The following is a 14,356-nucleotide window of genomic DNA, read 5'->3' as shown; positions in this document are numbered from 1 at the left end:
TAAAAGATGAAACATTCTTAATTCAAAAATTTAAATCTTACTACAATGAAATAATCGGAAATAAAACATTTTACGAAGGATGGATAAAAAAAATTATAAGAACAAATTGTTAAATTTTTAATGTCGTGGACTATAACTTATCTTTATTCTCAACGTAATGATTTAATTCCATATCGATTTTTATTGTTTCTCCCATTAGTTTCGATAAAAAGGTAACTGAATCAACGGTTTTGTTATTTACTAGAGGATAAGTAGGGTTTATAAAAAATAGTATGGGGGTTACGGTTCCGGCACCAAATCCTTTACTATACTCACTTGAAACAAATTTTTCAAGTATTTCTTCTTGAATTTCAGGATCATCAGTTTCTATGAAATCATGAATAGTTTCAAAATAGTTATTTGCAATTTCAGGAAATTTTTCTGGTTTGATTTCATATGTTTTCTCAAAAAAAGCTTTAATATTTGAAATAAAGCCCACAATACTCTTTCCTTTATGGGGCACTAGACCATAAAGTATGTCGTCAGTTGCATCAAGATCATCGTTTATTTTCGCTGCAACATCTTCATATGTTTCTTTGACCTTTTCAGATTCATTTTCATAAGCTTTTAAATGATCCTGACCCACAGCAGTGTCTAAATATCCATCTTTGAACTCTTCATATATCCTATCAAGTAACTCGATTTTAAATTCAGGATTCATTCGAGAATAAGTACTGATAATGTCATTCCATCTTCTGCCATCAAGTTCTGTAACAGTTTTACGGTCAAAACTCATAGTAACTTCAATGTTATCTATGATTTTCCAATCTACTTTTCTCAAATGAGGGTACTCATCTAAATTAAGGTTTTCTGGATCATCAGGACCTATGTAATCACTATTTATAACACCAATTCCAATTACTTCATTTTTGCCACGATTAGCTATAACATAATCCCCAACTTTAATCTCATTAGTAAAATCCCAAATCATCTTAGCACTTTGGGACTTAGATTCTCCGTATACCTCATCTAATACATTTTTTAACTCATCTTGAGAATTAAATTCACGGAAATCTCTTTCTAATTCCATCCAACCAATACCAATGAATCCTTTTTCAGTATAAATAGGCCAATAACTATCTAATTTTTCAGGTTCCCCTGGTGTTATCTTCCAGATTCTTGGAGCAATTTTTTTCTTTTCTTCCGGCATTTCAATCAAATCCAATTCCCTCTCAGCTTCTTCATCCCAGTAAATATAATTTCCTGAATATCTAGGTTCGCTTCCAGTTAAATGCATTGGAGTAACTCGACTACACATCCAGAACACAAAACTATTCTGATTTCCATCAGTTGCGATCATTGTTTCAAATGGAAGAGATGATTCGTTTATATGAGCAGCGAAATCTCTATCACAATCATTACAGGCGGAATATGCAGTTTCTTTACAATAATATTTACCATTTCTCAATTCTTTGCGCCATGCAACTTTATTTGCACGTTCACAAGTCGGTGAATAAAATTTTAGTCTACTATTTTCCTTTAAAATTTCCATGGCCTTTTTAATAGAGGTATCTTTTAACGCAAGTTCGTAAAAGAATTGTTTAGTTCCCAAACCATACTTATAATCATATAATTCATTTTCAGTAACAACACCAACTAATCTTTCACCCGATTCTGTCAATTTAAGTCTGTTTCGATGGACTAAACCAAGAGTTCTCGCAGAGTTAAGGTTATAACCTGGACTATTGTTTCTATGGGAGCGTTGATAGTAAGCTCTCCAATATAAATCATTATCACCTACATTTTTCCTTAGAAGATCGAACAACTCATTTTCAGTGATATTATGATTGTGAGATATCAAATAACAGATATCTCTAACAATATGAGCTCTTCCGGCATTCAAATCATAAAAACCAATGGGCCCATGTCCTTCATATTCTTCAATTTCATCTTCCTGTTCTAAAATTTCAATATCTTCTTTTAAATTCGGATTTTTTCTCAAAATAATATTTTTTAATTCATCCCATTGTTCATCAGAAATTTTAAAATGAGATCCCCTAAATCTCATTTTTACGGCAGACCATTCTTTTAAGATATGATTGGAACTCATTTCTGCAAAAGAAATAGTATCTGATTCAGGCAATTCAATTCTCTTAGAAATCTTAACTGCAGGCGTATTCCATCTTCTTCTAATATCATTATCTTCAAATGGGTTAGAAATGGCTTTAAAGATAAATCCAATGCTGTTGTAAGGTTTACCTGTGTACATGAGAATAATATCTCCATTTCTAACCTCTTTAGCACTATTCCATGTATCTTCATTTTTCTCTTTAAGATTGTAATAATAATCTCTGTTCAAAGCAAATGTCCAAATCATTCTATTCCCCCATAAATCAATAAAAAATTGAATTCAAAGACTGATTAATCAAATTCAAATCGGTAAAAGCACGCCTTTCAGCAATTTTTGATGTGATATCATTGTGTTCAGTGGGGTTACAATGTACAAGTTTATTCCGGTATTCTTTTAATTCCATCAATTCATCATATTCGTCATCTGTATTTTCCAAAACACCTTTTTTTGTTGCCCAATCTATTAGGGCATGTAAGGATATTTTTCCAGGGTTGCAATTTTCTAAATTTTTATAAGTACATTTTAAGCCTGCTTCAAGAGCAAAAACTGAGAAAAGAATTGAAGCTCTAAACGTTTTATTATTTAAACATATCAATGATTCTTTATAATAATCTATGACAGGAAATGGAGTATTCATATCTACAAAAAAGAGGTTATCATCTAAAGACTCTTTAGAAAATGAGTAAACTTTTTTTTGAATTTTAAAGTGTTTTACACGTAGTTCAAATATTTTTAATACATCATTTAATTTTTCTATGAACTCTAATTGATAAAATTCTAAATTTTTTTTGAGATATTTTTCAGATACAAATTTTTCAACAAATGAAATAAAAATCACATCATTTCTATTTAGATATTCACTTAATTCACTAATTGCATCGGAAGTTAATGATGAATGAAAAGTAATTGATTCTTGAATTTCTGGAAAGTCATTAAGATCATCATCACCAGTTATTTCAGTTAACTTGTTTATAATAAGTTCTAAAGGAAAATAATGGTTTAAAATTTTACAAATACTTATAGTATTTGTATAGTTGAATTTCATTATTCAACCTCTTCGAGAAATATCTTGTCGCCATTTTTGTCTTTAAGATCTAAGATTTTTTGTTGAACCTCAATTGAATAAAATGGAATAATAACGTTTTTTAGGTGTGATGTGATAATGTGAGGAATTACTCCAGTAATCTTTATTGCATTTAATTGTATCTTTCCATACTCTGAATTTAAAAAAGAAGCTACGTATTCTGGTAAAATAGTATCCTTAAGTTTTATGCCTATTAAATTACTATCAATAGCATATTCTGGAAACTTTGATGGTAAAGTCAAAATTTTATTTTTCTTTCCTATTCTTGAAATTAATAACGTTCCAGGAGGCCATAAATGGATTCTAGGATTATTTTTTTTAATAAAAAGTAGGTTGTCTTCACTAATTTTACCATCAATAATATTTTTAGTCTTAATTAAAGGAATGCTACTTTCGGAGGAATTATCTTTATTCTTGATCTTAGTTCCAACAGCAATTTTTTCAGCAACATCATCTAATTTAACTTTTCTTTTAAGCTTGTTTAATTGATTCTTTATTTCTAAATACTCTGGAGCATAATATAATGGACTTATTACATCATTATCTAAAATTAAATTACCATCAACAGCGAATGAATATTCACTGATTTTATTCCCTTCGAAAGTCCCCTCATTAAAAATTAAATAGTCATTCAAAATTGAATTATAATTATATTCCCCATTTAAAAAAGATTTAGAGTTTAAATTTGCAATGAAAACAGGACCTTGTTGATGAGAATCATGTTTTTTTTCAAGTAATAAAACTATTGTTTTAATTGAAGTATTCAAAAAACTGTTTTGGGGTAACGAAACTATCGATAAAAAGTTCATTTTTCCTTTTAAGTAATTACGTAAGTTTTTGGAAGAACGACTAGTCAAAAAGTTATCTGGTAAGATTATAATCATTTTACCCGATTTTTTTAGTAATTTAGTTGACAGAAATAAAAAAAATTCTTCAAAAGATCTTAATCTAAAATCGCATTCGTCAAAGAAATGTGGTGGATTTAAACGACCAAAATGAGGGAAACAGTAAATTTTATCGTACTTATCTTTTGGTTTAAAGTTTTCAATATCTAAAATGGAAATTCCATTAATATCATAACCATGAATAAGTAAGTTCATACACGTTAACCAGTATAAATTTGGATTGATTTCCATTCCGTTAATGTTTTTGGATATTTTTTCTTCAATCATATCCTGCGTTCTTGGACTGACAAAATACTCACATTTTTTGTTAATGATTTCCATTAGTAGGGCACCATTATTACAGGCAGGATCCAAAATTGAATCATTGATATTAGGTTTAAGAAAATTTACAATGAATTGAGATAATTCAGTAGGTATATAATAATTTCCTCTTGATCTTCTTTTGGTTTCAAAATCAAAAGGGAAATAAAAAGAAGAAACAATATTATTATTTGAATCAATGAATTTATAGCGACCTAAAATACTAATTAACTCAAAAATTGTTTTATCATTTAAATTTATTCTAAAAAAGCTTTCTGGTAATTTAGGGTTTCGTAAATTAGGATATTTTTGAATTCTTTTTTGATAAAAATCTCTAATTTTATATGATTGTTTAACATTATCGTTAATTTGAAAATATTCATCATTTTGGTCTTTTTCACATTCAATTTTAACAAATATGATCTTTATTAACTCATTAAAAATTTTATCAGGTTTTAATTTTTCATTATTATGTAAAACATCTTTCATCTGGTTCAAAATATCTAAAAAATGTTTAGAATTTTTGATAGTGCGTATAGTTTCTATATCGGTTCCTTTAAAGTCTATTTCGTTAACCTCAATTTCTAATGATTCTCCAATTTTTCCAGTTTTAAACCAAGACCATTTATTACCATTTGTAACTGCAAAATAAGGAGTATTCAGTCTTTTAGCATAACTTTCAGCCTGGACCCAAGCATATTTTCCTATTTTTTCACTAGCTTTAACTTCAACTAGAATATAGGGAATTTCTTGATTGTTTTCAGTTTTGTAAACTACAATATCTGCTCTGCATGTCATTTGCCCCATATTGAATGGGACTTCATAATCTATTATTTTGAAGCCTAACTCTTCTCTTAAAAAAGTTATAGTTGACTGAATTAAGTTAAATTCTGATTGTTTTTCCATATTTTAACCATTCACATCTATTTAATAGCTTCTACTATTTTGGTGAATTCTTTATCACTTAGAACGGGTTCAATCCCTTCTAAAGAGATTGGTTTTTTAAGGTTCACATACATCTGGCCGCCACCATGTTCGGCCATTACCGGTTCTTTCAGTCTATAAACACGAAGGATCCATATTTCTGCTTTATTCGAACCAAGATAAGATTTAACGTGCTCATTAGTCCAGATGTGATATTTTAAAAATCTCCCTATGCGATTAGTCGGTTTTTCAATAACTTTAACTACTTTAGCGAAGTATTTAATCTCTGTTTTTTCCCCATCCTTTTTTGGAAGAGCATTATCTTCAACAAACTTCCTATATTGTTTTTGGAAACTTTGAAGATAATCATCTTTCAGGGCGTAACTTACTGTTGGATGAAAAAGAAAATCTTTCTGCATAGTTCTATACTTACGGATTAGAATAGTTTGTTTACCTTGCCCTAACGCCTCAATTGTAGCATTCCACTCATTAATACATTTAGTAGTTTCCATATTCTATCCTCCTAACTTCGATTTCCTTTACTCCGATTGCATGTTGGACAGACTAACTGACCATTGTTAACTGTTGTAGTTCCCCCTTCACTCCAGGGGATGACATGGTCGATTTCTGCTTCATCAAAGGAAACTTCTTTCCCACAAATTTTACACAACCCATTATCTTTATAATAAATAGCCATTTTTTGACCATAATCAAAAGATCGATTAGTGTCTTTTAATCGGATATCTGAATAGTTTTCTAAAAATTTCCCAAGAATAATTTTGAATCTCTCTCTGAAAGATCTGGAAGATAAAGCACCTGCACTTCTCCATGATTTAAAATCACGATACGGAATATTTTCAGGAGCAATCAATTTATCTTGAACTTTAATTGATTCAACCTTCGCTAAAAACTCAATAGTAAAATTAACAAAATCTTCATTGATTCCACTTGTTACATATTTTTTCCCAAGATATGAGCTTAGAAGGTATATGGGTATAAAATCTCCTCTTCGACTAATTACTTTGGCTTTATCTCCAAAAGATTTATTTAAAAAATTAAAATTCCTTTTAATATTGTTTAAAACATATCGAGGGGGTTCTTTAAATGTATATTTTTCATAAATGTCTTGCAAATTAGCAAATTTAATATCTGGAAAATTCATCAAATCAAAATCAGAATTTAACTCTAAAGAGAAAATTTGAGCGGCTAATAAACGATGAGCAAACCTATGATCTTTAATACTTGTATTTTTAATGAATTGATGCTTCGATAAATCTAAAATCGTTTTATGCATCTCCCCTCGCATTGCATTCAGTTTTTCAGCAGTATTAAGGGGCATACCTTCCTGAAGCCGTAGAAAAATATCAGAGGTAGTTTCATCATCTGCATTTTCAACAAAAGCTACATTAATCTTAAAGGCAATAAACTTAGCATAAACTCCTGAAACATCTTTGAGTTCTTCAAAAGTCTTTTTTCCAACTTCTGGTGTCCATTCTCCAGAGGTTGGATATTCGTTTTCCAGAAACTTGAATATTGATTTGAGTCTTTGTTGACCATCTAAAACTTCAAAATAATTTTCTTCGTTTCTTCTTAAAAAGATCATACCGAGATTATATTCTTTAATGATAGAGTCTATTAATTTTTGTTTCTTTTTTAAATTCCAAACTTCAGATCGTTGATATTCCGTGTTGAAAACTAAGTCTTTCTCTTTGTAATAATCCTCATAAAGTTCATTGATTGTTAATGTCTCTGTATAGACATGAGGTTTGCTTATGAAAACACCCCCTCAAAAATGCCTCACTTAACCTTTATTTTTCTTAATCATTTCAAATTCATCTTCATAGATGTATTTCCCAGCAACAGTGACAAACCTTTTAGGTTTGACAGGTTTTTTGAACTTCTCAAAGTTTTCAAACTCAATTACATTCATTTCAGATTTACCTTTTGCATATTCCAGAAATTCTTCTTTAGTTACCATTAATTTATTACCATATTTTTGGGTAATTAAACTAGTTTTTTCTTTTCCGATAGACTTAATATCAGCCCAGGCAGTATAAGCTTTAGCTCCATGAGATTCATAGATTATAAATTTATCTCCAGGAAAAACTTTGCCCAAGTATGATTTACTAACAAAAACAGTTTTTTCATCATTATATATTCTTTTGGCGAATTTTGTTGGTATTGGATGCGAAACTCCAATTATTTTCATAATCTTTCCTCCCAATTTACATGAAATTAATGCCTTTTCAAGTTATTTTCAATAATTTCGATTTCTTCGTTTGTCATGCCATAAAGATCATAAACCCTTTGATTAATTTTGTCCTCTATCTTATCAATAACTAAACGATTATTAGGATCATCTAAATTTTGTACATCAAATTTAAGAATTTCATCAACAAGCTCTTCCAAAATTTTTTGTTCTTTTTTGGGAGCTTCTTTTATTGGTAATTGTTCAACAAAAATTTTTGTCCATTGATTCGTTCCCATTCCAGTGGAAGATGTTATTTTATCTAAATACCATTCACTCACTTTAGAATTTAGAATTGCCAATAAATATCTGTTGAAATTGCTTACCATTATGTAAGCAGGAGCTATAACAAATGAACCATTATCAAGTGCAAATTTAGGTTGATCAGTGATAGCTAACCATACAAGTTTTTCTTTATAAAATTCTTTATAATAAGCAATTGTATCTTGAATTTCGTACCATTCATAATCCCCAGGTTTTCTACCAATTTTCTGACCGTGGTTTTTGGGGTTTAATCTTTCTTTAAATTGTTCTAAATATTTTTTGATAGCAGGATATTCATTAATATCAATACCTCTTCGAGTGAAAATTAAATATATTTCTTTGAAATCTTTAAACCACCTACCAATATTTCTACCCCTTAATAGTGGTTTTATTATTTCAGAACTTTTACTGTCCTCATTCACTAGTTCATCTTTAGTTTTTTTATCAATTATGAACGCATCATTATACCCCGTTAAAATGCCACGATAAAAATTTAAATTGGGGATATCCTTTAATTTTGGACTATTATTTTCTAATTTGATTTTTATTTTTAAATGTTCTTTTGGAAGTATGATCCAAGGATCAGAATCTAATTGTTCCAAAATAACTTTTTTAACATCTAAATATCTTGAAATAGAGTTATATTCTTTAAAGTCGTCTCCAAAAACTGCTGCCTTTAAGGAATTTTGATTCATTGTCTTTTGAACTATTATTATACTAGTTTCAACTATTGCTGAAGAAAAAATTTGAGCATCCTCAAAATTTATTAATATTAAAGGATTTAGATCTTTCGAAAAAAAACTTCTTACCTTTTTTCCATATTTAGTTCTCATCCAGGTATTTGATGAAATAAAAGTCAATATTCCACCACTTCTTAGAACATTGACACCATTTTCAAAAAAGTATACATATAAATCACTTACCCCGGTATAGGTTTTATACTTATTTTTAAGTAATGGTTTCAATTCTCTAATTTTTTCTTGCCTTATATAAGGAGGGTTAGCAATAACAACATCAAAACCAGGTTTTTCCCGTTGAAATACTTCAGCAAAATACAATTTCCATAGGAAAAAAGGCTTTGATCTATTCTTTTTATACTCATCTAACTTAACAATGGCTTCGTCATTACCTGCTTCTTTTAAAGTTTCATTAATTAGTTCCCATTCTATTACGTCAATATCTTCTCGATAATTTTTCTTTAAATCAGGGTCCTGTTCTTTGAAGTATAATCTTTGGAGTTTTTTTAACTCCTTTAATTTAATTTGAGATTTTTTAATCCGTTTGTTAAATTTTTGATCAAGTGTGAACTGGTTTGTTTGATCATCACCAGTTTTTTGTAATTTTTTAATAATCTTCTTCAATTTCTTTGTTTCACGTTTTATTTCATCTTTTCGATTATCAACATTATTTTTGCCAGTTAAAATTTCACCAAGCTCCCTGTGAAGCTCATCAATCTGTTTCTGAATTTCTTCAATCTCTCTAGAGCTATCTTCTGGAATTTTAACTAATAAATTATCATCAAAGAGTTTTTTCCCCTTAAATTCTTCAATAAGGCTGTTACCACACATTATTTTATGGTCTAAGTTAGGCAGAGGGTCAATTGTTGTAACATCTTCTTCATCGACAATTAATGAAAGCCAAAATCTTAGTTTGGCTATATCAACAGCAGAGGATTCTATATCAATACCGTAAAGACAGTTTTCGATAGTTTCTAATTTCAATTCATAATTAGTAACATTTTTACCGGAATATAAAGATAGAATAGTCCTTGCTCTAATGATTTCATTCATCATACCTACAGGAAATGCTCCTGAACCTACTGCAGGATCAACTATCTTTATCTCGCAAAGAAGTTTATCAAGTTCTGCATGATTATCCCTAATTGAAGAAGGTAGGACTGGTTTGATGTAAGATTTTTTGTATTTTTTGATCTGTTCTTGTTCCTTAATGATTGAACCTAGAGCAACATCACCTAAACGAATCAGATTTTCAATATCTTCCCTACTTATATCTGAATTTGTATTTAAGTAACTAACAAGACTTTCCTGACACATATAATGTACAATTTCCCTAGGAGTATAGAAAGCACCCTTTGATTTACGGTCTTCAATTTCTAATAGATTTTCAAAAACCTTACCTAACATTTCAGGGTCAACAGCAACTTCCTTTTCTAAAGGTTCATCTTCTTTAACTGTAAAATTATATAGATCAAATGTGTCCAAGATTTCTTCAAAAATATCGTTTTTTAGTTGAATATCCGTTGTTCTCCAATCATAATCATTAATCGGTTCAAAAAGACCACCGTTAAGGAAAGGAATTTTACATTCAAACTTATTATAGTAATCTTCATCATGTTTAGAAGATAATGCGTCATAAAAAAGGTGTTCTAAAACATCATTGAAAAAATTATCGTACTCAATAATCTCTCCATTAAATAGTTTTCTTAGGAATTTTTTAGGACCTGTGCCCCATTCTTTTCCTTTTTCAACCCCAAGCCACCCCTTCTTTTGTAAGAAATAAATAAAAACAATTTGACCCATAAGTTTCTTTGCGAAATCAGAAGTTTTAATAACTTTATTTTCAAAATCTTGCAAAATAACTTCATCATTTTCAATTGATTTTTCTAAAGATTCCTTAAGTTTCAAATAAAGCTCTTTATATTCATTAAAGAACTCTTTAGTAACATTTTCAATGCTGAAAGTTTCTTCTATTTGAGATATGAGAGGATCAGCATCTTCTTCTTTAATTAACCCTAAAAATTGTATTTTGCAGGTGTGGTTCGGTTCGTTCTTACCAACGAGGAAAGAGTAACGTCTTGCTGGTGTTAATTCTTCAGTAACTTTAAGGTTACCTTTTTCATCTTTAGTAAGTTCATATTCCATTTTAACAAAAGAAAATCTCCAATCTTCAGGATCATCTCCATAAAAAGCCACTAGAGCAGCATCTAAATTAAATTTAGTCAAATATCGGGCAATCAAGTTTCTCTGCATGGTCCGCGCCCTATCTCGCGAACTAGCTCTTTTTAGTTTTATAGCAAAAACTTCAATAGAATTCTTATCACTATCACGATATACACCAAGAGAATTTACACTATCAACATAATCATAATATTCTTTCCAGAAAGGAACATCATGAATAGAAACCTTAAAATGATTAAAAAGTTCTTTTATAAAGATTGCAAAACGATCTATATCAAATTCTTGTTCAAAAGTTTCTTCTAGTAGTGCTACCGCATTTTTATGATCCATTTACCCACCTTTAATCAAATATTCAGATAAAATCACTTCTCTTGGATGAGAATAATCAACACTATCAACATCTTCATTTAAATCTTGGAAATATTCTTCAGGAATATCAGCTTTAATTTTCGCTAAAATAGCAAGAGGTTCAGGGTTGATATTATTCAAATCTTTAATAACTTTTTTAGTTACAACCGGCGGTAAAATACCGTCATCAAGCATTTGAAGAACGTCCTCCAAATATTCTTCATCTAATTCCGTAAACTCTCTTTGAACATGTAAAGTAGCTTTAATAATCTTTATTAGTTTACGAGCCGAAGGTGTACCACCAGTTCGCACAGGTTCCTCTTCCACTTCAAAAACAGAATCAAACGCTTCTTTGTTTAAATCTAAATGATCATAAAACTCTGGATCGATTCGTTTTGATCTTGTTTCAGCTTCTGTTTCTAGAATAAGGGCTGCTTCCAGGAAGTCTAACTCCTCTGATTTTTTATTGATTGTTTGATAGATCTTCCTCAGATTACCACTTTTAAAGAATGTAACCAAAGAATTCTCACTTATTGAAGGATAATGTCTACTGGTTCTTGCTTTTCTGGGTAATCTTTTTATCTTTTCAAATAAATCAGGATCTTCATCCCTAATTTTCCTGAGGAAAGTTAAATATTTAAGTTCATGATCCTCTTCCTCTTCTTCTCCAGTGATAGTTTCTTTAGATGTTAATCTGTTGAAAAGGTCATGAGATTTTATTTCTTCATCAGTTAAAAGTCTGGAATCGTTACCTAACATTTCAATAAAAGCAGCAATCTTTGATTCAGCAGCTTCTTCCAGGCTGATACTTTTATTTATCTGTCCTGCAGGGAAGAAGTTGTAGATAAATATCTCATCGAACTTGGTGTCTACCCTCTGGACCCTTCCTACTCTTTGCATCATTCTAGTAGGGTTCCAGGGTATATCATAGTTGATAACTACGTTAGATCGATGTAAGTTAACACCTTGTGAGAGTACATCTGTAGATATTAAAATACGGTAATCATCATTGGGGTTACGGTGATTAGCATCAAAGTTTTGAATAATAGTTTGCCGGTCAGATTCTGGAGAGTCACCAGAAAAGGCCATAACTTTATTTGTAAATAATGGATTGAGTTCATTCTCTAAATAAAATGCTGTTTCTTTGGATTCTGTGAAAATTAGTATTTTGCTGGTTTTTAGGTTTTTATCATTTCTTAAGACTTCTACAAATTCATCCAATTTGGGGTCCTGATCCACGCCAGACCACATTTTATCTATTTCTTTTAAGACTTTCAGGTCGTGTTCCATGTCTTCTAAAAATTGTGGTTCGAATTCTGAAGCTTGGTATTTGGTAGCTCGATCATCATTGAGCATTTTCAAAACTGAATCTGTATCATCGTTTTCTAAGAATTCAAATACTTTATTAATATATTTTTTGCTAACGTAAACATTCCCTTTTCGGTAATGGCGAATAAAATTCTCATAAGAATAAATAAAACGTTTAACAGACTGTTTGAAAGCAAAAAAACTACTTTCTAATCGTTTTAGAAGTAGTATTTTCATGAATTTGCCCATGTTGCGCTGTGAAACTGCTTCTAGTTGAGTGAGTTTTCGTTTTAGATATAATAGTGGGGTGTATCTTGAGTAAAGGAATTCTTGAGTTATTAAATGTAGTGTTCGATCAAAAATTAAGTCTAAATCTTTATCAAAATGATAGTAAATTGGTATAGGATCCTCAACTTCAGGGAATTTTAGACCTTGCCTTTCAAGATCCTCACCATAATATTTAACAATACTTGAACGAGTCCTTCTTACCATCAAGTATTGTAAGATATTTTCGCGTATATCATTTGCATTTTCTTGGACTATTTGTAGGTATGCATCCCTATCTTTTCGCCTGTCTAAAGATTTAAGGCGGCTCTGTAGTTTACGGAAGTATTTATCCAGATCACGTACTTCTGGATGAGGTAAAGTTGACTTATGACCTTTCTGGAATAATTTAATCTGACTTAAAATATCCATAGGAGTATTGTTCATTGGAGTAGCTGAGACTAAAATTACCTTTTTACCCTTACAGATACGAGATAATTTTTCATATCCCAGTGTTGCTTCGTTTCTAAAATCATGTGATTCATCTATAATCACATTAAGATACTTGTCAACTCCTCTTTCAAGAATTTTATCTAGTTTTCCCCTAGATTCAAATTCAGGACCTCTAACTCCAAAATCTCCGAATACATTGGTCCATGAACCAGGATTATCTTTATCTATCAAAATTGGAGGGGCAATTACTAAGGTTCTCCCTTCTAATTGCTGTGCTAACATTGCACCAATATATGTTTTACCCAAACCCACAACATCTGAAAGGAATACTCCACCATACTCTTCAAGTTTAAGTTTTGCATCTTTAACAGCATCACGCTGATATTGTAAATCTTTAAATCCCTCAGGTAGTAAACCTCGTTGAATTTCCTCCTTATCAATGTTGATTTTCTCTTTCAAGTATTCATAGAGGAATTTGAGGTATAAATGGTAAGGTGTGATTGAATCATTAAGCCAAGTTTTTTGATTTACAGTCTGTACATATTCTTCAGAAACATCAACTGACTGTTCCCATAATTCTTTGAATTTATTTTTGGAAAATTCATAATCAGCTCTGTTTTTAAGTTCTACATTGAATTCAATGTTATCCTTCAATCCCGCCGCAGTGAAGTTACTTGATCCTGTAATTACTCTTCCTCTATCACGGTCACCCTCTTTAAAACTCATAATGTAAAGTTTGGCATGTATCCTTTCTGTAGGAAAGACTCTTATCTCTAATTTACCACTTTGCAGCCATTCTATGAACTTTCGTATGCCTTCTTCTACTTCATAGGAATCTTTAGAATTCTGCATTTCAGTTACTATTTTGTCAGAAAATTCTTCTTTTGTTTCTTTATGAGATAAATTAAGCTTTTCTTGAGATTCCCTGGATTTTTGGATTAAATCAAAGGTTCCTTTATCAGTACTAATTCCTATTAAAATCCTAATTCTTTCAGTGTTTTCAAGAGATTTATAAAGATAATTAAAGCCACTAGAATAAAAATAGCCAACTAAGCAATCAAAGAACTGCGTATCATCAATTAAGGTTTTAAATCTTTCTAACAGCTTATTACTGTCTTCATTTGTAATGAATGTAAGATCTTCTACCATGTTAACCGTCTCAACAATTTGCAGTTACATAATAATTGTAGTATTAGATAATATATTTTTAAATGTACCACCTATAAATTT

Annotated in this window: 8 protein-coding genes; all 8 read right to left on the bottom strand. The window is 30.3% G+C overall.

The genetic code is table 11. The annotated features are described in order from the left end of the window. Positions 1-130: 130 nt before the first annotated feature. The gene (locus tag J2743_RS08265; RefSeq protein ID WP_209626111.1) at positions 131-2,356 is read right to left on the bottom strand and encodes a hypothetical protein; all 2,226 of its coding nucleotides are present in this window, start codon (positions 2,354-2,356) and stop codon (positions 131-133) included. A 16-nt stretch (positions 2,357-2,372) separates the two neighbouring features. After that, positions 2,373-3,155: a hypothetical protein gene (locus tag J2743_RS08260; RefSeq protein WP_209626110.1), complete on the bottom strand. Its 783-nt coding sequence runs from the start codon at positions 3,153-3,155 to the stop codon at positions 2,373-2,375. Then, a complete protein-coding gene (locus tag J2743_RS08255) occupies positions 3,155-5,305 on the bottom strand; it encodes an N-6 DNA methylase (RefSeq protein ID WP_209626109.1) in 2,151 nt (716 codons plus the stop codon). Before J2743_RS08255 ends, J2743_RS08260 begins: the two co-directional genes overlap by 1 nt. A 17-nt stretch (positions 5,306-5,322) precedes the next feature. Then, positions 5,323-5,835 (bottom strand): DUF1802 family protein, encoded by a 513-nt coding sequence (locus J2743_RS08250; protein WP_209626108.1) that lies wholly within the window; start codon positions 5,833-5,835, stop codon positions 5,323-5,325. Between the two features lie 11 nt (positions 5,836-5,846). Continuing rightward, the gene (locus J2743_RS12240; protein ID WP_342451641.1) at positions 5,847-7,061 is read right to left on the bottom strand and encodes a GmrSD restriction endonuclease domain-containing protein; all 1,215 of its coding nucleotides are present in this window, start codon (positions 7,059-7,061) and stop codon (positions 5,847-5,849) included. A gap of 63 nt (positions 7,062-7,124) precedes the next feature. Then, a complete protein-coding gene (locus tag J2743_RS08240; RefSeq protein WP_209626106.1) occupies positions 7,125-7,532 on the bottom strand; it encodes a DUF365 domain-containing protein in 408 nt (135 codons plus the stop codon). 26 nt (positions 7,533-7,558) lie between these two features. Further along, on the bottom strand, positions 7,559-11,083 hold the full coding sequence (locus J2743_RS08235; protein WP_209626105.1) for an Eco57I restriction-modification methylase domain-containing protein: 3,525 nt from the start codon (positions 11,081-11,083) through the stop codon (positions 7,559-7,561). Next, a complete protein-coding gene (locus J2743_RS08230; protein WP_209626104.1) occupies positions 11,084-14,275 on the bottom strand; it encodes a helicase-related protein in 3,192 nt (1,063 codons plus the stop codon). Between the last annotated feature and the right edge of the window lie 81 nt (positions 14,276-14,356).

Source organism: Methanobacterium petrolearium (assembly GCF_017873625.1).
GTDB classification, from domain to species: Archaea; Methanobacteriota; Methanobacteria; order Methanobacteriales; family Methanobacteriaceae; genus Methanobacterium; species Methanobacterium petrolearium.
This window is presented reverse-complemented; position numbering and strand designations above follow the sequence as displayed.